The organism is Actinomadura sp. K4S16 (assembly GCF_008327685.1).
Lineage (GTDB): Bacteria > Actinomycetota > Actinomycetes > Streptosporangiales > Streptosporangiaceae > Spirillospora.
In genome coordinates, this window is the sequence record NZ_BDDE01000014.1 from 563,862 (window position 1) to 586,006 (window position 22,145).

General features: G+C 74.2%; 24 protein-coding genes. 10 read left to right on the forward strand and 14 right to left on the reverse strand.

What is annotated here, in order from left to right; translation table 11 throughout:
• Position 1 precedes the first annotated feature (1 nt).
• From K4S16_RS21040 to K4S16_RS21050, 3 genes are all read right to left on the reverse strand, one after another.
• Positions 2-610 carry a TenA family protein gene (locus K4S16_RS21040; protein WP_149260674.1) on the reverse strand — a complete coding sequence of 203 codons (609 nt, stop codon included), beginning with the start codon at positions 608-610 and terminating at the stop codon, positions 2-4.
• A 175-nt stretch (positions 611-785) separates the two neighbouring features.
• Positions 786-2,963 carry a bifunctional polysaccharide deacetylase/glycosyltransferase family 2 protein gene (locus K4S16_RS21045; RefSeq protein WP_149260675.1) on the reverse strand — a complete coding sequence of 726 codons (2,178 nt, stop codon included), beginning with the start codon at positions 2,961-2,963 and terminating at the stop codon, positions 786-788.
• 2 nt (positions 2,964-2,965) lie between these two features.
• Positions 2,966-3,517, reverse strand: coding sequence for a hypothetical protein (locus tag K4S16_RS21050; protein WP_149260676.1), 552 nt, complete (start codon positions 3,515-3,517; stop codon positions 2,966-2,968).
• Between the two features lie 117 nt (positions 3,518-3,634).
• Between K4S16_RS21050 and K4S16_RS21055 the strand changes: the two genes are divergently transcribed.
• Together K4S16_RS21055 and K4S16_RS21060 are read left to right on the forward strand one after the other, a co-directional pair.
• Entirely contained in the window at positions 3,635-4,252 is a 618-nt protein-coding gene (locus K4S16_RS21055; protein WP_149260677.1) for an RNA polymerase sigma factor, read from the forward strand.
• Positions 4,249-4,932: a hypothetical protein gene (locus tag K4S16_RS21060; protein WP_149260678.1), complete on the forward strand. Its 684-nt coding sequence runs from the start codon at positions 4,249-4,251 to the stop codon at positions 4,930-4,932. The genes K4S16_RS21055 and K4S16_RS21060 overlap by 4 nt, the downstream gene beginning before the upstream one ends.
• Positions 4,933-4,993: 61 nt before the next feature.
• Here K4S16_RS21060 and K4S16_RS21065 read toward each other — a convergent pair whose 3' ends face one another.
• Positions 4,994-5,797: a transporter substrate-binding domain-containing protein gene (locus K4S16_RS21065; protein WP_149260679.1), complete on the reverse strand. Its 804-nt coding sequence runs from the start codon at positions 5,795-5,797 to the stop codon at positions 4,994-4,996.
• A 268-nt stretch (positions 5,798-6,065) separates the two neighbouring features.
• On the opposite strand from K4S16_RS21065, the gene K4S16_RS21070 reads away from it, so the two are divergent.
• Entirely contained in the window at positions 6,066-6,626 is a 561-nt protein-coding gene (locus K4S16_RS21070; RefSeq protein ID WP_149260680.1) for a dihydrofolate reductase family protein, read from the forward strand.
• Between the two features lie 87 nt (positions 6,627-6,713).
• Here K4S16_RS21070 and K4S16_RS21075 read toward each other — a convergent pair whose 3' ends face one another.
• Positions 6,714-7,124 (reverse strand): phosphoribosyl-AMP cyclohydrolase, encoded by a 411-nt coding sequence (locus K4S16_RS21075; protein WP_200841996.1) that lies wholly within the window; start codon positions 7,122-7,124, stop codon positions 6,714-6,716.
• Between the two features lie 80 nt (positions 7,125-7,204).
• Positions 7,205-8,341, reverse strand: coding sequence for a hypothetical protein (locus tag K4S16_RS21080; RefSeq protein WP_200841997.1), 1,137 nt, complete (start codon positions 8,339-8,341; stop codon positions 7,205-7,207).
• Positions 8,342-8,470: 129 nt separating this feature from the next.
• Here K4S16_RS21080 and K4S16_RS21085 point away from each other — a divergent pair, with 129 nt between their 5' ends.
• Together K4S16_RS21085 and K4S16_RS21090 are read left to right on the forward strand one after the other, a co-directional pair.
• Entirely contained in the window at positions 8,471-9,667 is a 1,197-nt protein-coding gene (locus tag K4S16_RS21085; protein WP_149260681.1) for a sensor histidine kinase, read from the forward strand.
• Positions 9,668-9,693: 26 nt separating this feature from the next.
• Positions 9,694-10,344 (forward strand): response regulator transcription factor, encoded by a 651-nt coding sequence (locus K4S16_RS21090; protein ID WP_149260682.1) that lies wholly within the window; start codon positions 9,694-9,696, stop codon positions 10,342-10,344.
• A 30-nt stretch (positions 10,345-10,374) separates the two neighbouring features.
• Here the strand turns inward: K4S16_RS21090 and K4S16_RS21095 are convergent, their stop codons facing one another.
• Complete coding sequence (locus tag K4S16_RS21095) at positions 10,375-11,157, reverse strand: helix-turn-helix domain-containing protein (protein WP_149260683.1); 783 nt, start codon at positions 11,155-11,157, stop codon at positions 10,375-10,377.
• 86 nt (positions 11,158-11,243) lie between these two features.
• Here K4S16_RS21095 and K4S16_RS21100 point away from each other — a divergent pair, with 86 nt between their 5' ends.
• Positions 11,244-11,672 carry a hypothetical protein gene (locus tag K4S16_RS21100; RefSeq protein ID WP_149260684.1) on the forward strand — a complete coding sequence of 143 codons (429 nt, stop codon included), beginning with the start codon at positions 11,244-11,246 and terminating at the stop codon, positions 11,670-11,672.
• A complete protein-coding gene (locus tag K4S16_RS21105) occupies positions 11,669-12,031 on the forward strand; it encodes a cupin domain-containing protein (protein ID WP_149260685.1) in 363 nt (120 codons plus the stop codon). Before K4S16_RS21100 ends, K4S16_RS21105 begins: the two co-directional genes overlap by 4 nt.
• 25 nt (positions 12,032-12,056) lie before the next feature.
• Here K4S16_RS21105 and K4S16_RS21110 read toward each other — a convergent pair whose 3' ends face one another.
• A complete protein-coding gene (locus tag K4S16_RS21110) occupies positions 12,057-12,428 on the reverse strand; it encodes a hypothetical protein (protein WP_149260686.1) in 372 nt (123 codons plus the stop codon).
• A 169-nt stretch (positions 12,429-12,597) separates the two neighbouring features.
• Positions 12,598-13,176, reverse strand: a complete 579-nt coding sequence (locus K4S16_RS21115; RefSeq protein WP_149260687.1) for a TetR/AcrR family transcriptional regulator — start codon at positions 13,174-13,176, stop codon at positions 12,598-12,600.
• Positions 13,177-13,260: 84 nt separating this feature from the next.
• Here K4S16_RS21115 and K4S16_RS21120 point away from each other — a divergent pair, with 84 nt between their 5' ends.
• Positions 13,261-14,670 carry an MFS transporter gene (locus tag K4S16_RS21120; RefSeq protein WP_149260688.1) on the forward strand — a complete coding sequence of 470 codons (1,410 nt, stop codon included), beginning with the start codon at positions 13,261-13,263 and terminating at the stop codon, positions 14,668-14,670.
• Positions 14,671-14,784: 114 nt separating this feature from the next.
• Here K4S16_RS21120 and K4S16_RS21125 read toward each other — a convergent pair whose 3' ends face one another.
• Complete coding sequence (locus tag K4S16_RS21125) at positions 14,785-15,909, reverse strand: hypothetical protein (protein WP_149260689.1); 1,125 nt, start codon at positions 15,907-15,909, stop codon at positions 14,785-14,787.
• Between the two features lie 269 nt (positions 15,910-16,178).
• On the opposite strand from K4S16_RS21125, the gene K4S16_RS21130 reads away from it, so the two are divergent.
• Positions 16,179-16,751: an NADPH-dependent FMN reductase gene (locus tag K4S16_RS21130; protein ID WP_149260690.1), complete on the forward strand. Its 573-nt coding sequence runs from the start codon at positions 16,179-16,181 to the stop codon at positions 16,749-16,751.
• Position 16,752: 1 nt separating this feature from the next.
• The gene (locus K4S16_RS21135; protein WP_149260691.1) at positions 16,753-18,225 is read left to right on the forward strand and encodes a DHA2 family efflux MFS transporter permease subunit; all 1,473 of its coding nucleotides are present in this window, start codon (positions 16,753-16,755) and stop codon (positions 18,223-18,225) included.
• Positions 18,226-18,271: 46 nt separating this feature from the next.
• On the opposite strand, the gene K4S16_RS21140 is transcribed toward K4S16_RS21135, so the two are convergent.
• From K4S16_RS21140 to K4S16_RS21155, 4 genes are all read right to left on the reverse strand, one after another.
• A complete protein-coding gene (locus tag K4S16_RS21140) occupies positions 18,272-19,078 on the reverse strand; it encodes an SDR family NAD(P)-dependent oxidoreductase (RefSeq protein ID WP_149260692.1) in 807 nt (268 codons plus the stop codon).
• 116 nt (positions 19,079-19,194) lie between these two features.
• Positions 19,195-19,800, reverse strand: coding sequence for a DNA-binding response regulator (locus K4S16_RS21145; RefSeq protein WP_149260693.1), 606 nt, complete (start codon positions 19,798-19,800; stop codon positions 19,195-19,197).
• Positions 19,800-20,960, reverse strand: coding sequence for a sensor histidine kinase (locus K4S16_RS21150; RefSeq protein WP_149260694.1), 1,161 nt, complete (start codon positions 20,958-20,960; stop codon positions 19,800-19,802). Before K4S16_RS21150 ends, K4S16_RS21145 begins: the two co-directional genes overlap by 1 nt.
• Positions 20,957-22,081 (reverse strand): histidine kinase, encoded by a 1,125-nt coding sequence (locus tag K4S16_RS21155; RefSeq protein WP_160160972.1) that lies wholly within the window; start codon positions 22,079-22,081, stop codon positions 20,957-20,959. The genes K4S16_RS21150 and K4S16_RS21155 overlap by 4 nt, the downstream gene beginning before the upstream one ends.
• Between the last annotated feature and the right edge of the window lie 64 nt (positions 22,082-22,145).

A 22,145-nucleotide genomic window follows, 5' to 3' on the forward strand; every position in this document is an offset into this window, starting at 1 on the left:
CTCAGGTCTCCACGGACCAGAACGCCACCTCGTGCCGCATGCCCTCCATGAAGAGGCGCTCCGCGGCGGCGGGGTCTGGGGCCGCCTCGTCGATCATCTGGGCGATGCGGGCGGCGAGGGCGGCGAAGCCCGGGTCGGCGTAGGTGTCGACCCAGCGGCGGTAGCGGGGCTCGGACGGCGGGTCCTCGGCGAGGATCCGTCCGAGCGTGGAGTAGCCCCACATGCACGGGTACAGGGCCGCGAGGCCTTCGCCGTACACGGCGGCACTGTCCAGCAGGAAGGACGTGTAGGCGGCGCACGCGGGCCCCTTCACCGCGCCGTCGAGGTCGGCGGAGAAGCTCGCGGAGAGGGAGCGGTGCAGGTCGAGCTCGTCGTGGAAGGTGGCGTGGGCCAGATCGACCAGGTCTCCCAGGTGGGCGCTGGGAGCCTGCCAGGCGAGGCGGGAGAAGACGCGCACGTAGTCGTGCAGGAAGAGGTAGTCCTGTTCCAGCCAGGAGCGGAACACGGCCTCGTCGAGGCTGCCTTGGGCGATGCCCTTCACGGTGGGGTGCTGGAGCTGCTCGTCCACCAGCGGGCGGCCGAGTTCCTCCAGGTGCGCGGCGAGACTCATGGCGCCAGTCTGCCCCAGACACGACCAAGCCCCGCCGGGTCGTGCGACCCGGCGGGGCCTTGGTCTTGCACCGGTGTGCGGGTCGCCTCTCGGCGAAAGGCACAACACGGCTCCAGCCGAACGGTATTCCGTGAAGGCGATAGGTGAGGCCCGGGGACACCAGGCACACCGGCTGTCATCTATAACCGATGGGCCCCGGGGATTGTTCCCGGGTCCCGAAATCGGCGAAGGTCCCCGTCCGCCGGATGGTGTGCCACCCCAGGCGGGCCCCCAGCAGCGCGGTCACCACGGACTGGACGACGACCAGGTACATGAGCTGCCGGTAGACGAACTGCTGGAGCGGCAGCGCCCACAGGGGCCGGACGGACTCGCCGTCCAGCCACAGGGCGTAGGCGCCGGCGGCGGCCTGCGCGGCGACGAAGAGCGTCCAGGAGACGACCGGCACCACCGGGTCCAGGAAGATCAGCCCGAACACCGCGAACAGGTCGATGACCGGGGCGAACAGGGGGAGCAGGACCTGGAACACCGTCAGGTAGGGCAGGCAGCGGCGGCCGAACCGGCCCGAGCCGCCGCGGTCGACGACGGAGCCGCGGTGCTTCCACATCGCCTGCATCGTCCCGTAGCACCAGCGGTACCGCTGCCTCCACAGCTGCCGCAGCGACGACGGCGCCTCCGTCCAGGCGAGGGCCTTCTCCTCGTAGACGACGCGCCGCCCGGTGCGGGAGATCGCCATGGTGAGGTCGGTGTCCTCGGCGAGGGTGTCGCCCGGGACGCCGCCCACCTCGGCGAGGACGGACCGCCGGAACCCCCCGATCGCGCCCGGGATGGTCGGCATGCACTGCAGGAGGTCGAACATCCGCCGGTCGAGGTTGAAGCCGATGACGTACTCGATGTGCTGCCAGCGGCCGAGCAGGCCGCCGCGGTTCGCGACCTTGGTGTTGCCGCTCACCGCCCCCACCTCCGGGTCCGCGAAGGGGGAGACCAGGTGCCGGAGGGTGTCGCGCTGGAAGACGGTGTCGCCGTCCACGAGCACGAGGATGTCGGCCTGAGCCGCGGCGATGCCCGCGTTGAGCGCGCTCGGCTTCCCGCCGTTCGGCTTGCGGATGAGGTGCAGCCCGGGCCGCCGCATGGACTCCACGATCGCGGACGTGGCGTCGGCGGACCCGTCGTCCACCACGATCACCTCGACGGTGCCCGGGTAGTCGGTGTCCAGCAGCGAGCTGACCGTCGCCGCGATGCCGGCCTCCTCGTTGTAGGCGGGGACGACCACCGAGACGGGCGGGAACGGGTCGGGCGGCAGCCCGCCCGGGGGCGGCCCCGGGCGGCCGCGGGCGCGGCGCGGGCGCCGCTGGGGCCTGCGGACCCGGCGCATGTGGACGTGCGCGAACACCAGCAGCGCGACGAGCCTGAGCACGCAGAGGACGCCCGCGACCCCGAACACCGCGCCCATGGTGCCGGTGAGCGCGGACGCCGCCCGCTGGGCGGCGACCAGCGTCCAGCCGACGGCCCGCTCGCGCGCGGGCACCGCGACCTCCGCGGACGGCATGCCCAGCGCCTGCGTGAGCGTGGTGAAGCGGTAGCCCCGCGGCTGGAGCCTGTCGATGATCTGCGCCACGGCCGCGACCGTCTCGGACCGGTCGCCGCCCGAGTCGTGCAGCATCACGACGGCGCCCTCCCCGCGCGCCTCCGCCGCCAGCGCCCGCTGGACGATCGTCGCCGTGCCGGGACGCGCCCAGTCCTCGGTGTCGCGGTCGGTGAGCACGACGACGTAGCCGTCCTTCCCCGCCCGCTCGGCCGCGCGCCACTCGGGAGCGGTCAGGCCGTCGGGGCGGGACGAGTACGGCATCCGCATCAGCCTGGTGTGGACGCCGGCCGCGCCCGCCAGCGCGCGTTGCGTGAGGTCCATCTCCAGGCGTCCCCGCCACCGCGGCGCGGCGGCGAGGTCGGCGTGCGTGTAGGTGTGGGAGCCGATCTCGTTGCCCTCGCGGAGGATGCGCCGGGTCAGCTCCGGCTCGCGGGCCACGCGCGCGCCGACGGTGAAGAACGTGGCGTGGGCGTTGCGGCGGCGCAGGACGTCCAGCAGCCGCGGCGTCCACTCGGGGTCGGGGCCGTCGTCGAACGTCAGCGCGATCGTCTTCCTGGGCATGCGGCGGCTCTGCGGGGCGCCGCCCGAGAGGTTGACCACGGGTCCGCCCCCGGTCACCTGGGACGGCGCCGGCGCGGCGTCCCCCTCGGCCCGCGGAGCCTCACCGACGGCGCCGTTCACGAAGCCGTCCAAGAGGAGCAGGATGGCGAGCACCAGGCCGCCGAGCGACAGCAGGATCCAGTGACCCCGCGGTTCACCGCGTCTCATGCTCAGCCGCTCTTCCGCTTCTTGCCGTACGCGGGAGGCGTCGCCTGCGATCTGCCGGGCCGAGCCGTCGCGGTGCCCGTCGCCGCCGGCGCGGGCGTGCCCGGCGAGGCGGCGGGCGCCGCGGGGGCGGCGGATGTCCCGGGCGCCGCCGATGCCCGGGGCGCCCCGGACGGCGCGGTGTGCCGGGGACGCACGGCGGCGGGCGGCTCCTTCGTCTTTCCGGCCGGGACGCTCGGACGGCTCAGCTTCACCTGCGGCTTGGCGGACGGCCCGCTCCACGGCGTCAGCGGGACGTCGGCGCCGGTGGTCATGCCGAGGCCGAGCGCCCCCAGGAACACCAGGAGCAGTGCCCCCACGAGCAGGCCGAGCCGGCGTCCGAGCCGGGCACGCCACCCGGTCGCGTCGACGAAGACCGGCGGCGCCTCGTCCGGCAGCGCCTCGTCCGGCAGCGCCTCCGGAACGGGTCCCGGAAGCGGCCGGGTCAGCGGCGGAGCGGCCGGCGCTATGCCGGTGACAAGGAGCTCATCCCGGTCATGTGAGGCATTGCGGATCATCTTCGTCCGTCTCGTGCGCGGGGATCGGCCGGGCGGCCGCGGGAGGGGGTTCACTGCGTCAGCGCGAACCCGCGCGTACGTGTCACACCACGGTGCAAATGCCTGCACAATGGCGCGGTGGACGAGGACGAGCTCGGCCGGGCACTGCGCGCGGCGCAGAACGGCGACGAGGAGTCCTTCCGCATGCTCTACCGCGACGTGCAGCCGCGCCTGATCCGCTTCGCCGGGGCCATCGTCGGAGCGGACGCGGAGGACGTGACGTCGGAGGCGTGGCTGCAGATCGCCCGTGACCTCCCGACGTTCCGCGGTGACCTCGACGGCTTCCGCGGCTGGACCGCGACGATCACCCGGCACCGGGCGCTGGACCACCTGCGCCGCAGGTCCCGCCGCCCCGCCTCCGACCTGCCGGTCGAGGAGCTGGTGACGATGGCCGCGGCCGCCGACACCGAACTCGACGCCATCGACGGGCTCGCCACCGAGGAGGCGCTGCGGCTCATCGCCGACCTGCCCCGCGACCAGGCCGAGGCGGTGCTGCTGCGCGTCGTCGTGGGCCTCGACGCCAAGTCCGCGGGCAAGGTCCTCGGCAAGCGCGCGGGCGCCGTGCGGACCGCCGCCTACCGCGGCCTGCGGCGCCTCGCCGAGCGGCTGCCGGCGCCCCGCGCCGACGCCGCGGACACCCGTCCCCTCGTCCGGGGTGACAGAAACGGCGGCAGTGGCGCTGAAGGGGTGACATGAGAGACCACGAGCCCGGACGGCTGGATCCGCGCGCCGCCGAGCGGCTGCTCGACGGCGCCGGCGGGCACCCCGAGCTGCGCGAACTCCTCGCGGCGGCCGCCGCCCCCGGCCGCCCAAAGGAGCTCGCCGGAGAGGACGCCGCCGTCGCCGCCTTCCTGGCGGCGCCCCGGACGGCCCGCGCCTCCCGGACGGCGCGCCTGCGCCGGTTCCTCACCGCCAAGGTCATCGCGGTGGTGGGCGGCTCGATCCTGCTGTCCGGCGGTGTGGCCTACGCGACCGGGAACTTCCCCGGCCAGGACCCGGCGCCCGCGCCGTCGCCGACGCCCCGAGAGCACAAGGGCCGCGAGCAGGGCGGCGCCCCCGGGTCCCGCACCTCGCAGCGTCCCGGGACGGCGCCCTCGTCCAAGCCGTCCCAGGAGCCGGGCAAGTCCGGCGAGCACGGCAAGACGACCGCGCCCGGCCAGCAGAGGAAGACCGAGACCCCGAAGGCGAAGCCGACGACTCCGCGCGGCCCGGGGAACAACAACGCCACGACCCGCCCGAGCATCCCGGCGAAGAAGAGCAAGAGCGGCTCCCAGGGCAACGGGGCCGCCAACAGCGGTACGTCGGACGGCACCGTCCCAAGCGACGGCGCCACGACCGGTACTCCCCTCCTCAGCGGCGGCAACTCCCGGCGCTGATCCCCGCCCGCGTCCTCCGGACCGGCGACGCGCCACCGGACGCTCCGGTCGGGGGCGAAGGTCAGAGGCAGCCCTCGAACTGCGGCACCTGCACGTCCGACAGGTCCAGCCCGGACGTGCCGAACCACTTGCGCATGAACTTCGCCATCGTCCCGTCCTGGTACATCTGGGTGATCGCCGTGTTGAGCGCCTCGCAGCCGTCCAGATCCCCGCGGCGGATCGCGATCGCCGTCCGCCGCTCGCCGAACCGGGCGTTCAGCAGCCGGAAGCCGGCGCCCCGCCGCGTCTTCATCCCGGCCAGGATGGTGTCGTTCGTGGTGATCGCGTCGATCCGGCCGTCCGCGAGCATGCCCATGCACTCCTCGTAGGACCGCGCCGCCACCGGCACGGCCGGCACCTCCCGCTCGACCGTCACCGCCTCGGCCGCGCCCGCCCCCATGACGGCGCAGATCCTCCGGCCCTTCAGGTCGCGGACGCCGCGCACGCCGTGCTCGTCGGCGCGGACGAGGATGTCCTGGTACGACGTGAGGTAAGGGCCCGCGAAGGAGAACCGCTCCTTCCACTTGGGCTCCAGCCAGAACGTCAGCACCATGTCGACGTCCCCGTCCTGGAGCAGCCGTTCCCGGTCCCGCGCCAGCGCCGGGACGAAGCGAACCTTCTTTCCCATCCGCGCGGCGAGGTAGCGGGACACGTCCACGTCCAGGCCCTCGTACGTGCCGTCCGGGCCCTTGAACCCGATGCCCGGCAGGTCCGGCCGGACGCCCGCCGTCAGCGTGTCCCCGTCGAGGATGGACGCCTCGTCGCGGCTCGCGCACCCGCCGAGCAGGAGGCAGCCCGCCAGTGCCGCCGCGATCGGTCGCCGCATGGTCCGTCCCCTCGCACGGCCCTGGTCAGGGCGCATCCGCCATCAAGATCGCAGGGCGGCCCGGCGCCCCTCCACCCGGTGGCCGGATCCGGCCCCCGACCGCCGCCCGGCCGGGGCGGGGCCGCGCTGGTGCGGCCGTCCGCGACGGCACCGCACCGGCGGCGGCCACGGGCCTTCCGGGAAGCCGTAAACATTCCGTAAACGGTGTCCGCGAAGCTGTGGGCACTGGAAACAACCGCGGAGAACCGCGGGACCGAAGGAGAAGACGATGCGGAAGTTCAAGCTCCAGGTGCAGGTCAGCGCTGACGGCTACATGGCCGGCCCGAACGGCGAGATGGACTGGATGAAGTTCCCCTGGACCGAGGACATCGGCGAGTACATCAACGGGCTGATGGAGCCGGTGGACACCATCGTGCTGGGTCGCAAGCTCGCCGAGGGGTTCATCCCGGCCTGGGAGTCCGGGCCCCAGGGCGAGACCCAGGAGGCCATCGACCAGATGAACAACACGCCCAAGGTCGTGATCTCCGACAGCCTCAGCGAGTCGCCGTGGAAGAACGCGGAGGTCGCGGGCGGCGACCTCACCGAGACCGTGAACCGGCTGAAGTCCCGCCCCGGCGGCGACATGATCGTCTACGGGGGCGGCACGCTCGTCCGCGACCTGATCGGCCGAGGACTGCTCGACGACCTGTACCTGTTCGTCAACCCGACCGCGATCGGCACCGGCATGCCGGTGTTCCCGGAGGGGTCCTACCAGCGCCTCGACCTCGTGGAGTCGCGCGTGTTCGACTGCGGCATCGCCGTCATGCACTACAGGCCGCAGAACGCGTGACGTCCGGCACGCCGATGGAGCGGGCGCAGCCCCGCCCGCTCCGCCGGAGCCGGTCCGGCCCGGCATGACCGGCCCGCGGCCGGCCGCTCACTGCAGGAGGTGGCGCAGCGTCCCGTCGCCGGCGACGGAGCGGTAGTAGCAGGTGGGGCGGGGCTCCCCGGACGGCAGGTTCGTGTGGCAGGCGCCGCCGGTGGTGCGGTTCACGAGGTAGAGCAGGGAGTTCTGCTCGCAGTTGACGCGGACATCGACCAGTTCGAGGACGTCCCCGGAGGTCGCGCCCTTGCGCCACAGCTCGTTGCGGGACGTCGACCACAGGACGGCGATCCGCTCGTCCAGGGTCGCCTTGAGCGCCTGGTCGTTCGCGTATCCGATGAACAGGACCTCTCCGCTGCCCGCGTCCTGCAGGACCACCGGGACGACCCGCGCCCCGGTCGCCGCGACGCCCGCGAGCTTGTCGAAGTCCAAGGTGAGCCGGGTGCCTTCTTCGAGTTCGTTCACCCCGCCATCCTGCCCGCCCGCGGCGCCGACCGTCTCCCCTGACACGGGCCGAGTCCCTCCGCCGGAGACGCTCCGGCGGATCACGGGCCGACGGCGACTCCCGCTCCCGCCTCGTCCCCGGCGCGGTCGTCGCGTCCGGCGCGTTCGGCGGTGCCCCTCCCGCAGCGCCGGCAGGCGCCGCGGCGCCGCAGATGGTAGGAGAGCGTGGCGGCGCCGAGCGCCGCGCCCCACGCAACGAAGATCACGCCCGGCAGGCTCACCGCCCACAGGCCGGGTTCCAGGTCGACGCGGAGGTTCATCAGGCCCGCGGGGACGAGCGCGACCGCGACGACGGACGCCGGGACGATCGCCAGCGCGGGCGGCACCCGCTTTCCGGCCTTGAACCAGATCCACCGCGGATACACCGCGCCCCAGCGGTGGACGAGGCCGTGGGTGAGGACGCCGCCGAGGAGCGAGGCGATCGCGAACCCGAGACCGGCCTCCAGCATCCCCGGCGTGTCCTGCATCATCCGCTCGAAGTCCTCGGTGATGCCGAGCGGCCAGCCGAAGTACCAGGCGACGCGGGTCACCTCGTACGGGAGGCTCGCGGCGCATGCGACCCAGACGGCCCACCTGCCCCAGCGCAGGGCCGATCCTGGGGAGGTCCAGTGGGCGGCCGGACGGTCGCCGCGCCCGCAGTGGACGCAGGCGCCGCCCGTCCGGCGCTGGTAGGCGAGGGCGGTCGCGGCCCAGAGCACGCCGCCGGCGAAGAGGACGAGGAGGTTCACCCGGTGCCAGTAGAGGATGTCGCCCACCCCGCCCTGCGCGCCGGGCACCCCGGTGAACGCGAACACCACGAGCAGCGGTGCGAGCGCGACGAAGGCGATCAGGAAGTAGTCGGGGATGACGAGCGCGAAGGTGACGGCCTGCGCCCAGGCGAGGCCGAGCAGCGCGTTCCGGAGGGCCGGGCGGCCGCGGCCGCGTGCCATCACCACGCCGAGGACGGCGCCGGCGGCCCCGACGGCGGCCATCGCGGGCGCGGTGACGCCCACGTCGGCCCCTTCCAGGACCGACCCGGAGAGGTGGTCCTCGTCCACCGGGCCGAAGGGGTAGCCGGAGCCGCCCATGGCCCAGAAGAGCCCGAGCGCCCCGTAGAGCAGTGACCACGCCGCGGCCGCGTAGCCGGTCCAGGTGGGCCACGCTCCCCACCAGCGGAAGATCCATCTCGAAGTGCGCATGCCTTCAGCGTGGGCGCGCCGCGAGTCCCGCGAACATATGCCTTTCCGCACGTTACGGGGCGGTCAGGGCGGGGCGATGTGCCGTTCGGCAGGGGGACCGGCCCCGTCATCGCTGCCTAAGCTCGAACCGTGCGAAACGGACTCGTGCGGAGGACGGGCCTGTCCGCGGCCGGAGCGCTGGTGCCGCTCGGCGCCGCCGCCGCGCCGGTGTTCGGCTGGGCCGCCGTGCCGGGCGCGGTCGCGATGGCGGGCGCCCTCGCCGCGCTCGCCATGCGGCCCGCCAGGCGGGACGCGACCTGGATCGCCGCCGCGGTGGCGGGCGGTGTCTCGCTCGCCGCGACGGCGGCGGCCTGGTCGTCGCCCGGCGCGCGGTTCCAGGAGGGCGAAGGGCCGGAGAACCTGCTGGGGCTGGTCGAGGTCGCCGCCCTGACGGTGCTGGTGGCGGTGGTCGTCCGGGTGGCGGCGTTCCGCGGTGCGCTGGTCGGAGCCGGTCTCGCAGGTCTGGCGGTGCCGTGCTGGATCCTGCGCTTCGGCGTCCCTGGAGCGGCCGGGCTCGCCGCCCTCGCCGCCTGGGCGCTGCCCCCGGTGCTCGCCGTCACGACCGGGCTCTACCTGCGCTCGCTGGACGACCGCCGGCGCCGGTCGGTCGCGTCCGCGCGGCGGCGGCAGCGCCTTGAACTGGCGAGCGACCTGCACGACTTCGTCGCCCACGACGTCAGCGAGATGCTCGCGCAGGCCCGGGCCGGCCAGATCCTGGCCGAGCGCGACCCGTCCGCGGCCGCGCGGACCTTCACGATCATCGAGGAGGCGGCGCTCCGCGCGATGGCGGCCATGGACCGCACCGTGGGGATGCTCCGCGCCGACGCCGGTTCCGAAGAGGGCGGGCCGGCCCTGGCGCCGGCCCCGTCGCTGTCCGACCTCCCCGACCTGGCCGCGAGGTTCACCGCGTCCGGCAACGCCCCCGTCCACCTGGACCTCGACCCCGACCTGGACGTGCCGCGCGAGGTGGGGACGACCGCCTACCGCATCGTGGTGGAGGCGCTGACGAACGTGCGCCGCCACGCCCCTGGCGCGGGCCGGGTGGACGTGAGCGTGCGCGGCTCGGCGGGGGACGTCCGCTCACTGCGGGTCCTCGTCACCGACGACGCACGGGGCGGTGCGGCGGGTCCGCCCGCGAGGCGGGGCGGGGCGGGTCTGCCGGGCCTGCGCGAACGGGTCGAGATGCTTGGCGGCACGCTGACCGCCGGCCCGCGCGACCCGTCCGGATGGCAGGTCGCGGCCGTCCTGCCGCTGGGCGACCGGACCCGGCGCGCGAGGCGGCGCTGACCGGCCCGGGTGAAATGATGGCGGACATGACGACGCGCATCCTGATCGCCGACGATCAGGAGCACGTCCGGGGCGCGTTCCGGATCATCCTGGACGCGCAGCCCGACCTGACCGTGATCGCGGAGGCGGCGGACGGCGCCTCGGCCGTCGAGCAGGCCCGCCTGCTGCGCCCCGACGTCGTGCTCGCCGACGTCCGCATGCCCGGGATGGACGGGCTGGAGGTCACCCGGATCCTCGCCGGACCGGACGCCGCCGACCCGATCCGGGTCGTGGTCGTCACGACGTTCGACCTCGACGAGTACGTGCACACCGCGCTGCGCAACGGCGCGTGCGGGTTCCTGCTCAAGCGGTCGAGCCCCGCGCTGCTGGTGGAGGCGGTGCGCGCGGCGGTGTCCGGCGACACGCTGATCAGCCCGCAGATCACCGTCCGGCTGCTGCGCCGGCTGGCCGAGCGGGCGGACCGGCCCCCCGCGGGCGGGCGGCTGTCCGAGCGGGAGGCCGAGGTCGCGCGGCTCGTCGCGCGCGGGCACACCAACGGCGAGATCGCCGAGGCGCTGTTCATCTCGCCGGGCACCGTCAAGAACCATGTCGCCGCGATCCAGCGCAAGGTCGGCGCCCGCAACCGGGTCGGGATCGCGGCCTGGGCATGGGACAGCGGCCACATCACCGGCATATAGCGGCCGCCCGCGGCGGCGTGCCCCGGCACGTCACGACCGCCGCCGCAGGAGCGTCGCCGTGGTGTCGTCGGCGGGCAGGAACGCTTCGAGACGCAGCTCGGAGAGCGTGACGTCCACGGCGGTCGCGAACGAGGTCAGCGTCGTGATCAGGCGCAGCTCGCCGTCCAGGACCCGCAGCCGGAGCGGGACGGCGAAGCCGAGGTGATCGCCCGCCGGCTCCACCCGGGGCAGGTAGCCGTCCAGCTCGTCGACGAACTCCGTCAGGGCCGGGTCGGGGACGCGCCGCGCCTGGTCGCGGAGGCTGCCGGTGATGTGCCGGCCCCATTCGGCGAGGTTCTCGACGCGGCGGGCCATCCCGTCCGGGTGCAGGGCGAGGCGCAGCACGTTGACCGGCGGTTCCAGCAGCGCGGGCGCGGCGCCCTCGGTGAGGACGCCGAACGCCGGGTTGGCGGCGACGAGCTCGCCGTACGGCCGGACGACGACCGCCGGGTACGGCATGTGCCCGTCGAGGATGCGTTCCAGGGCCTCGCGCACCGGGCCGAGCTCGGGGGCGTTCAGGCCCGACTCGGTGTAGACCGGCGCGTAGCCGGCGGCGAGCAGGAGCCCGTTGCGCTCCCGCAGCGGCAGCTCCAGGGATTCGGCGAGCCGCACCACCATGGCGCGGCCCGGCTGGGAGCGGCCCTGTTCGAGGAAGCTCAGATGGCGCTGGGTCGTGTCGGCCCTGATCGCCAGTTCGAGCTGGCTGAAGCGCCGGCGCGTCCGCCATCGCCGCAGGTCGCGCGCGAACGTCCCGGGCTCCGCCACCACTGTCATGCCCCCATTCCACACCGGGCGCCCGCGCCGGCTCCATTCCCTGCAGGGAATCGCGGAGCCGCAGGGCGGCCCGCAGACTGCCGCACATGAGCACTCAACTCGATGTGAAGCGATTGGCCGACCGCTATGTCGCCCAGTGGAACGAACCCGACCCGGCGGCGCGCAGCGCGCTCGTCCGCGAACTGTGGACGTCCGACGCGGTCCACGTGCTGGTCGACCCGCCGCAGGAGGTCCGGGAAGCGGCCGCGGCGCTCGCCGTCCCCGCGCCGTTCCTGGAGGTCCACGGCCACGACGCGCTGGACGCCCGGGTGGGCCGCGCCTACGAGATGTTCGTCGCGTCCGGCGAGCACGTCTTCGCCGCCGAGGAGCCGGCCGAGCTGCTCCCCAACGTGGTCGCCATCCGCTGGTCGATGGTGACGACCGGGGGACGCGAGGCCGTCGGCGGCGGGCTGGACGTCCTCTCCCTGGACTCCGCCGGCCGCATCCGGACCGACCACCAGTTCATCGCCCCGTGACGCGCTTCACGAAGATCGTCCGCACCCGGGACGGCCGATCGGCGTTCGAGAACGGCGAGCTGGCCCTCGACCGCCGGATCGTCGCCGAGGGAGTGCCGGCCATGGCGATCGGCGAACTGGGGTCGAGCGGCGGCGTCCAGTTCCTGAGCAGTGCCGCGTTCGACAGCGCACCGCACCCGGCGCCCCGCGAGCAGTGGGTCGTGATGCTGCGCGGCACCATCGAGGTGACCGTCGGCGACGGCGACCGGCGTCGCTTCGGCCCCGGTGACCTGGTGCTCGCCACCGACACCACGGGCACCGGGCATGTGACGACCGGGGTGGGCGACGCGCCGTTCGAGGCGCTGTTCATCCCGGTCTGACCGCGCGGCCGCGGGCGGACGGCGGTCAGGTCGGCGCCCCTTCCGCGCGCAGGGCGAGGGCGCCGAGGACGGCGTAGCCGCCGGTGATCGCCGTCAGGCCGGCCGCCGGTCCGCGCGGCACGTCCCCGCGGACCACGTGCGCGAGCCCGGCGGCGGTGTCGCAGGCGTCCACCATCAGGCAGAGCCTCCGCCAGCGCCGCCGCGCCCGCGGATCGCTCAGCAGGTAGCCGAGGCCGAGCGCGACGGCCCGGCTGCCGAAGACCCGGATCAGGTACCTGAGCTCGGGGCCGTCGCGGTCGCCCATGCCCGCCAGCCGCACGTTGAGGCCGGGCGCGGCCAGCGCCAGCGCACCCCACGCCACCCGGCCGCCCGCAAGCATCTCCAGTGTTCGCTCCATGCCGCGACCCTCCCATCACGCCCCGCCACGAACCGATTACCTCGGAGGTAAGGCCGCGATCCGGCACAGCCCGCCGGCCGCCCTGCGCCGGCACGGGCGATCCGGCGAAGCCTCGGCTCCGGCGCGCTCCGGCAAGAGCCGATCGCCCGGGACATGAGACCGCGGTCGGTCAGGTGGTGAGGATGGAGCGCACCGTCGCGGACACGACGCGGCCGGTCTCCTCCTCGTCCAGCCGCTCGGCGCGGGTCTCCTCGGCGGCGCCGTGCAGGACGTACTGGACCACGTTGACCAGCCATGTGATCGGCAGGTCGGTGCGGAACACGCCCTCGTCCTGGCCGCGGCGGACGATGTCCTCCACGCGCTTCGCCGGATCGGCGTGCAACTCGCGGACGCGCCCCGCCGGAAGGGCCTCCTGCGCCGCCATGAGCAGGGCCCTGGATTCGGCCACGAGGGCCCAACTGGATTCCACCAGCCGGGTGAGCGCCTCTTCGGGACTCCCGGACAGGTCGAGGCCCGACAGCTTCTCCTCACCGGCGCGCAGTGCGTCGACCAGCGCGGCCTCGACCAGGTCGGCCCGGTTGCGGAAGTGGCCATAGAGCGTCATCCGTCCGACACCGGCCGCCTTGGCGATGTCGTCGATGCTCGCGCCGGGATCCCGGCCAAGGCACTCGCGTGCGGCGGACACGATGCGGGCGATGTTGCGCTCGGCGTCTGCGCGCCGGCGCCGGCCCGGGGCGGCGGAGGACATGCCCGCATCCTAACTCGTACATCGAAGTACGTGTTACTCTCCTAACTCGTATGGTCCTATACGATTTATTGAGGAGAAGTCGTCATGACAGACACCGGTCACGACTCGGCCGCGCGGCCGCATCCGCTGCGCTGGCGCATCCTGGGGCTGCTCGGCGTGGCCCAGCTCATGCTGATCCTCGACGTCACGGTCGTCGCGATCGCGCTGCCGCACATGGAGACCGACCTGGAGCTGAGCCGCCAGGCCGTGACCTGGACGGTCAGCGCCTACACCCTGGCGTTCGGCGGCCTGATGCTGCTCGGCGGCCGGACCGCCGACCTGTTCGGCGCCAAGCGCGTCGTCCTCGCCGGCCTGCTGGTCTTCACGGCCGCGTCGCTGGTGACGGGCCTGGCCGGATCGGCCGCGGTCCTGCTGGGCGGGCGCGTCGCCCAGGGGGTGGGGGCGGCGATGCTGTCCCCGTCGGCCCTGTCCCTCGTGGTCACGCTGTTCCAGGGGGACGAGCGGAACAAGGCGCTCGGCGTCTGGTCCGCGTTGGGCGGCGGCGGGGCCGCCCTCGGCGTCCTGCTGGGCGGCGCGCTCACCGCCGGTCCCGGCTGGCCCTGGGTGTTCTTCGTCAACGTCCCCATCGGCCTGGTGATCTTCGCCGCGCTCGCCCGGATGCTGCCGCGCCACGAGGCGGCCGCGTTCCGCCCCCGGCTCGACGTCCTCGGCGCGCTGCTGGTCACCGCCTCGTCCGGCGCCCTGATCTACGCGTTCATCCGCGCCGGCGACGCCGGCTGGCTCGACCTCGGCACCGGCTGGCCGGTGCTGCTCGCCGCGGTCGGCTACCTGGCGTTCGCGGCCAGGCAGAAGACCGCCGCCTCGCCCATGATGGACCTCTCGCTGCTGGCCCGCCGCCCGGTGGCCACCGGCACGTTCCTGATCGTGACCGCGACGGCCCTGATGATCGCGATGTTCTTCCTCGGCACGTTCTACTTCCAGCACGCCCGGGACTACGGCGCGCTGCGCACCGGCCTGCTGTTCCTGCCGATCGCGGTCGCGACGATGGCCGGCGCCGACCTCACCGGGCGGACCATCGCCGCCGCGGGACCGCGCCGCCTCGCCGTCGCCGGGCTCGTCGCCGCCGCCGCCGGCATGGCGATCCCGGCCGTCTCGCTGCACCCCGTGACGGTCGTGGCCGGCACGGCGATCGCGGGCGCCGGAGCGGGCGCGATGTTCGTCGTCGCCTCCGCCACGGCCCTCGGCCAGGTGGCGCCGCACGAGTCCGGCATCGCGTCCGGCATCGTCAGCACCTTCCACGAGTTCGGCGCGTCGATCGGGGCCGCCGTCATATCCAGCGTCGCGGCCGCCAGCCTCACCGGCGACACCCTCGACGGCTTCACGAACGGCTTCGTCCTCGCCGCCGCCACCGCGGCCGTCGCGACCCTGGCGTCCGCCGTCCTCACCCCGGGCCGTCCCGCCGCCGCACCGGACCAGGCGCCGGCGGACGCTTGACCCTGACGCGCGGGTCACTGGAGCACTTCAGCATGGTGGAGGTGGACGTGCCTGTGCCGGCGGAGGGGGAGGTGCTGGTCCGCAACCGCTACTTCCAGGTCTCCCGGCGCGCCCTCAGACCTCGAACAACCGACGGATCCCGGACAGCGGACCGGAGGGGGACGCAGGCTGCTCCGGCGCGGCGGACAACGACCACCGGGCAGACCCCGCGGCGTGGACGACGATCAACCCGCGCCCACAGATCCGGGCACTTCGGCGGTCTTCGTCCCGGAGGTCGTACATCAAGGTCCTCAGCCTGCCGAACCGGCACTGCTCCCAGCGACGGTGCTCCCTCATACAGCGGTACTCGACCTCCCAACCGGACGGGCCGGCGACATGGATGCCGAGGACGGCCGGTGCCTTCGCACGGTAAACGAGTACCTCGGCGCCGCTCCCCTGGTATTCGCGGACCAGTTCCACGGCCTCGCTGAGCGGATGCAGCCGGACCGTCCATGCCCCGGTACCCCGGTGCACTTCATCGGGAGCGATCCGCAGGTGCGTCGGGGCCTCGAAGACGTCCGGGGTCGTCTCAAGATAGAAGCGAGCCCGCGCGCTGCCCCCGAGGAAGCGAGTCCTGAGGGTCTTCGGCCTGCTCTGCTCGGCCCTGACCAGTACGGAGTTGAACTCGGTGGATCCCGTACCGTTCCTGGTCACCTCCATGATGGCCGACCGGCCGGGCTCGGGCCAGTCGATCGGGACCGTGTACGCCCGCTCGTTGCTCCCCGAGTAGGAGAACCGCCGGTTCGACAGCGGCTGGGGCCCTGGCGGCTCGCCGCGTTCGCGTGCGGCGCGGGAGACGTCTACGGGCACCGGCAGCCCGTGGGCGCGGGCATCCATACGGACCAGGGCGTTCCTGGCGTTGGCGAGTTCCTGACGGACCTGCTCGAAGTCACGGGAGTCGAGGGCGTCCCTGGCGTTGGCGTAGCCGTCGAGCACACGCCGGTAGTCCTTCATGGACTCCGGCGGCACGCCGGGCGCGGCCGGGTCGAAGGTGAGCCCACCGATCTCTTCGCCCAGCTCCGTGACTGTTTCGGTGAGTTCGGCGATCCGCCGGTCCGGTGTTCGTACACCCCCGTCCCGGACGGCGTCGGCCGCGGCGGCGGTGGGATTCGGCGGCGCCGCCGAGCGCCGCATCCGGAAGACGAAGAGGAAGGGCAGGGCGCTGGCAAGCCCCAGTACATAGCCGAGTACGAGATCCACGGCGGCCCTCCCGACACCCCTGGCGCTCCGATGCAGAGGACCAGATCACATGATCGTAAGCCACCCTCGTGCCGCCGCGGTGACCAGCCGGGCCTCCGCCGGCAGGGGCGCCCGCCCGGCGGCCCGGTGCGGCTCGGGAGGCGGAGCGGTCGGCGAGATCCCCTGGTGGTGAACAGGTAGGGCGCCCAGTCATCTGACAGATGAGCCGCCCGCAGAGGTCTCCGTAGCTTCGGACGCGTCGTCAGACCGCGCCTTTGAAGGAGATACCGATGACCAAGGCACCGCTGCGCGTCGCGATCATCATCGCGAGCACGCGCGAGGGGCGGTTCGGGCCGACCGTGGGGGACTGGTTCGCCGAGCAGGCCCGGCAGCGCGAGGACCTGATCGTCGACGTCGTCGACGTGGCGGACGAGCCGCCGCCGTCCGCGCTCGGGGCGAAGGCGTCCGAGCGGTTCGCGCGGGTGACCGCGACGCTGCGCGAGGCCGACGCCTTCGTCGTGGTGACCTGCGAGTACAACCACAGCTTCCCCGGCACGCTGAAGAACCTGATCGACACCCACTTCCACGAGTGGCGGGCCAAGCCGGTCGCGTTCGTCTCGTACGGGGGGCTCGCGGGCGGGCTGCGCGCGGTCGAGCACCTGCGGGCCGTCTTCGCCGAACTGCACGCCGTCACCGTGCGCGACACCGTCAGCTTCCACAGCCCGTGGAACTGGTTCGGCGGCGACGGCCGGCCGAACGACCCCGAGGGCGCGTCCGCGGCGGCCAAGGGGATGCTCGACCAGCTCGCCTGGTGGGGGCACGCGCTGCGCGACGCCCGGGCCGTCCGCCCGTACGGGAGCTGAGATGACCGCGACGGCGGAGGCCCCGCCGCGGGAGCGGACGGGGCCGGACCCGATGGCGGTCGCGCTCGTCCTCGTCCTCGGCTCGATCATGATCACGCTGGACACCACGGTGGTGAACGTCGCGATCAATCGGCTGTCCCAGGAGTTCCGCGCGCCGCTCGGCACGATCCAGTGGGTGGCGACCGGGTACTCGCTGGCGCTCGGCGCGGTGATCCCGTCCAGCGCGTGGGCGGTCGGGCGGTTCGGCGCCCGCCGCCTCTACCTGGGCGCGATCGCGGCGTTCGGGGCCGGGTCGCTGCTGGCCGGGCTGGCGTGGAACATCGAGTCGCTGATCGCGTTCCGGGTCGTGCAGGGGTTCAGCGGCGGGCTGGTGATGCCGGTCGGCATGACGATCCTGCTGCGCGCCGCCGGGCCGGAGCGGCTCGGCCGGCTGATGAGCACGCTCGGCCTGTCGATCCTCGTCGGGCCGCTGGCCGGGCCGGTCCTCGGCGGCTGGCTGATCGACGAGGTTTCGTGGCGGTGGATGTTCTTCGTGAACCTGCCCGTGGCGGCGGCCGTCGTGGTCCTCGTCCTGCGGGTCTTCCCGCGCGACGTCCCGGCGGAGGGTCGGCCGCTGGACCTTCCGGGCCTGCTGACGCTCTCGCCCGGCATCGCCCTCGTGCTCTACGGCGTGACGACGGGCGGCGACCGCGGCGGGTTCGGCTCGCCGGGCGTCCTGGCGCCGATGGCCGCGGGCGCGGCGCTGGTCATCGCGTTCGCCGTCCGGGCGCTGACGGCCCGGCATCCGCTGATCGACCTGCGCGGGTTCCGGGACCGGACGTTCGCCGCCGCGACCGGCACGCTGACCCTGTTCTCGTTCGGCTACTTCGGCTCGATGCTGCTGCTCCCCCTGTACCTGCAGGTCGTCCGGGGCGAGAGCGCGACGATGGCCGGGGTGATCGGCATCCCGTTCGCGCTCGGCTCCGGGACGGCGATGCAGGTCGCGGGCCGCATCGCCGACCGGGTGCCGCCGGGGCGGCTCGTGCCCGTGTCGGTCGCGACCGCCCTCACCGGGTTCGCGCTGTTCACCGCCCAGCTCGACGCGGACGCGTCCTACTGGGGGCTGTGCGCGACGATGCTGCTGATGGGCGCGGGCGGCGGCGCGACGATGATGCCCGCGATGGCGGCGGCGACCCGCGGCCTGCCGCACGACCGGGCCCCGGCGGCGAGCGCGACGGTCAACCTGCTCAACACGATGTCGGGCGCCGTCGGGATGGCGGCGGCGTCGGTCGTGCTGTCCGCGCTGATGAGCGGCCTGGTGCCGGACGGGGAGGGCGGCCCGCTCCAGGCCGTCCACAGGCTGGGACCGGACGGGCACCGGGCGGTCGCCGGGCCGCTGGCGGACGCGTTCCAGCACACCTACCTCTTCGCGGTGGCCATGCTGGCCCTGGCCCTGGTCCCGGCACTGCTGCTGCCGCGCCGGAAGGCCGGATGACCGTGCGGGCCCCCGGCCGCGGGAGCCGGGGGCCGCACCGGGAGGCTCAGACCTCCTTGAGGAAGCCGGAGTCGACCGCGAAGTCGGCCCCGGTGGTGCTCGCCGACCGCGGCGACGCCAGCAGCACGACCACGTCCGCGACCTCCTGCGGCGTCGCGAGGCGGCCGGTCGTGAGGCTCATCATCTCGGCCGCGCCGCCGTCCAGCACGGCGTCGCGGTCGGAGCCGGTGGCCCCGGCGATGATGTCGGCGGCGCCGCCCTCGTCGGTCCACCAGGGCGTCCGGACCGGGCCCGGCGACACCGAGTTGACCCGCACGCCCTGCGGGGCGAACTCCTCCGACAGCCCCTTCGTCAGGTTGTTCAGCGCCGCCTTCGCCGCGTTGTAGTCGTAGTTCATCGGCCCGGGGCGCCGCCCGTTCCCCGACGACACGTTGACGATCGACGCCGCGTCGCTCTCCAGCAGGTGCGGCATCGCCGCCCGGACCGCGCGGACCACTGCGAACAGGTTGAACTCGAACATCGCACGCCAGTCGTCGTCCGACGGGGTCAGGAACCCGAACCGGGGCAGCATCGCCCCGGGCGGCGGCCCGCCCGCGTTGTTGACCAGGACGTCGAGCCGGCCGAACTCCTCCACCGCCCGCTCCACGACGTGCGCCGGGGCGGCGGCGTCCATCAGGTCGGCGGACACGTGGAGCAGGTTCGGCCCGGCGAGCGCGTCCAGTTCCCCGCCGGGCTTGCGGGACACGGCCACGACGCGGGCGCCCTCGTCCAGCAGCGTCCGCGTGACGGCCGCCCCGATCCCCTTCGACGCTCCGGTGACGATCGCGACGCGTCCGGCGAGCCGCAGGTCCATGGGTACCCCTCTCATAGGCGAGCGCGCCCGCCTCGGACGCGCCTCGCCCTCTGAACCCCGCCCCGCCGCCACCGGTTGCACCGCCGAGCGCGCGCGCCGTCCGGCACGCGGGCGGATCAGAGCCAGCCGGCGTTGCGGGAGATGCGGATGGCGTCGATGCGGTTCCGGGCGTTGACCTTCGTGATGGCGTTGGAGAGGTAGTTGCGGACCGTCGCCCGCGTCAGGGAGAGGGAGGCGGCGATCTCCTCGGTGGACAGGCCGCCGTCGGCGGCGCGGAGCACGTCGGCCTCGCGCGGCGTGAGCGGGCTGCTGCCGGTCTCCAGGGCGGCGGCGACCAGGTCGGGGTCGATGACGCGCTCCCCCGCGGCGACGCGCCGGATGCCGTCGGCGAGGGTCTCGGCGGGCGCGTCCTTGACGATGAAGCCTCGGACGTGGAGCTTGAGCGCGCGCAGCAGGTTGCCCGGCTGGCTGAGCCCGGTGAGGACGAGCGCCCGGCACTCGGGCATCCGCTCGTACAGCTCGCCCGCGGCGGTGAGGCCGTCCATGCCCGGCAGGTCGATGTCGACGACGGCCACGTCCGGCCGGGTCTCCAGGGCGGTGGCGACGATCCGGTCCCCGCGGTCGAGCTCCGCGACGACCTCCATGTCGTCCTCCAGCAGGATCAACGCGACCAGCGCGCCGCGGATCATGTGCACGTCCTCGGCGATCAGCACTTTGATCATCAGAGAGTCTCCTCGGGAACGTCGACGAGCAGCCGGAACCGGCCCCTCGCCCCGTCGGCGGACACGGTGCCGGACAGGGCCCGCGCGCGTTCGGCCAGCCCGGCCAGGCCGCTGCCCTCGCCCTTCGGCTCGCGCATCCCGTCGTTGACGATCTCCAGCCGGACGGCGCCGCCGCGGCGCCGCGCGGTGATGGAGCAGGTGCGGGCGTCGCTGTGGCGCAGCACGTTGGTCACCCCTTCCCGCACCGCCCAGGCGAGGACGTCCTGGACGGCCGGGTCGAGGTCGGGCAGGCGCACCTCCACCCGGGCCTCGATGCCGGCGGCGTCGAGCAGTGCGGCCACGCCCCTGGTCTCCTCCTCCAGCGACACCGAATGCTCGTTCCTGGCCACGGCCCGCATCCCGACCAGCGCCTCGCGGGCCACCAGGGTGAGGTTCTCGATCTGCGCGCGGGCCGCGGCCGGGTCCTTCGACAGCAGCCGCAGCGCGAGGTCGCCCTTGAGGGACACCGCCGCCAGGCTCTGGCCGAGCAGGTCGTGCAGGTCGCGGGAGACGCGCAGCCGCTCCCGCCCGATGGCGACCTCGGCCAGCTCGGTGCGGGTGGCCTGGAGCTCGTCGGCGATCCGCACCAGCCAGACCGACCCGCAGGTGGCCACCACGCCGATCGTGAAGCCGGCCGACAGCCAGAAGGCGGCCCACGCCACCCGCTCGACGACGCCCACGTCCGCGTAGTCGCCGGGCGGCGACATGATCAGCGCGACCAGGGTGCCCACCACGGGCAGGAGGGCCACCACGGCCGCGGCGGCCCCGCGCAGCAGCATGATCGCCGAGACGACCACGAACAGCTGCATGTCGATCCAGTTGCCGGTGAACCAGGGCATCGGCAGGTAGACCAGGACGACCAGCGCCAGGAACGTCCAGTGCCAGCCGCGCGGGCGTTCTCCGCGCACCGCGGCGAAGCTGTGCCGCAGTTGCAGGGCGCCGATGACCGACCCGACGAGGAGCGGCACCGCGGGATGCCGGGCGACGGGGCCGTCCGGGCCGCTGATCGCGTAGATCGGGGACGCCAGGATGAACGGCAGGTGCGCGGCGACCAGGAACCAGCGGGCCCGGCGCGGCGACCAGGCGGGCCCCTCCAGCCACTCGGCGGACGCGGCGCTCACCGGGCACCGGCCGCGATGTCGCCGGGTCCACCGGGTTCGGCGGGGTCGCCGGGTTCGGCCCTGGCCTCCAGACGCAGCCGTCCGTCGTGGCGGGCGACCACGATGACGCAGCGCCGGACCAGGTCGTCCTGCAGCAGGCGCGCGACGTCGGCGCGCAGCGCGGCATGGAGGGCCTCGTCGACGGTGTCCGGGACGTCTCCGTCCGGCAGGACGACGCGGCTCTCGATGCCCGCCGCCGACAGCAGGGTCGTCGCGGTGTCCAGCGCGGCGTGCAGCGAGGTCCGCTGGTAGCCGCGGACCAGCCGCCGGGCCTCGGCCAGCGCCTGCCGCGAGCCCCCGGCGAGCGCGCGCAGCTCGGCCTCCGCCGCGGCCCTGTCGGACCCGGCCAGCGCGCCCGCCCGCTCACCCCGTACGGTGATCGACTCCAGGGCCGCGCCCACCGTCTCCCGCAGCTCCCGGTCGATCCGCAGCCGCTCGCGCGCGACCGCCCTGTCCGCCAGCGCGCGCCGCGCCGCGTGCAGCCGGCGCACCGCGCCGACCAGCCAGATCAGCAGGAACACCGGCAGGCCCTTGAGGGCCCCGGCGATCGTGAAGAACGCGGCCATGTCGGGGCGGCCGAGCAGGACCGCCAGCGGCGGCTGGGCCGCCACGATCACCCCGAACAGCGCCACCGACCAGGGGCGGCGCAGCACGATGAGCACCGAGACCGCCAGCGCGTGGAACTGCCCCAGCCACAGCGCGCCCAGGTACGGCAGCACCCCGACGATGATCAGCGCCATCGCCGCGACCGTCCAGCCGGCTCTCGGGGGACGGGTCCCCCGGGCGGCGTGGCGCACGTGCCTGACGTGCAGGGGCAGATAGCCCGCCGTGGCCAGCACCGCCCCCGCGGTACGCGCCGTGTCGGTGGAGATGAGGACGAACCGCCACAGCTCCACCGCGGGGATCAGCACGCTGTAGGCGACCGCGCCCATCGTGGCGAGCGGAACGAAGCCCGCCGCGGGTGAGGCGAGCAGATCGGTTCTCGAACGCGGTTTCAGGTGGCCCTCCACCCGTGAACCCGGGATCCACCAGGATATGCGCTCGCCCCGGGACGCGGCCGGGAAGGCGACGGCGTCCAGCACGTGACCTCCCCGGACTCTCCGCATGGCTGTCCGCCCCGATCGTTCTCGCGACGACGATCCCGCT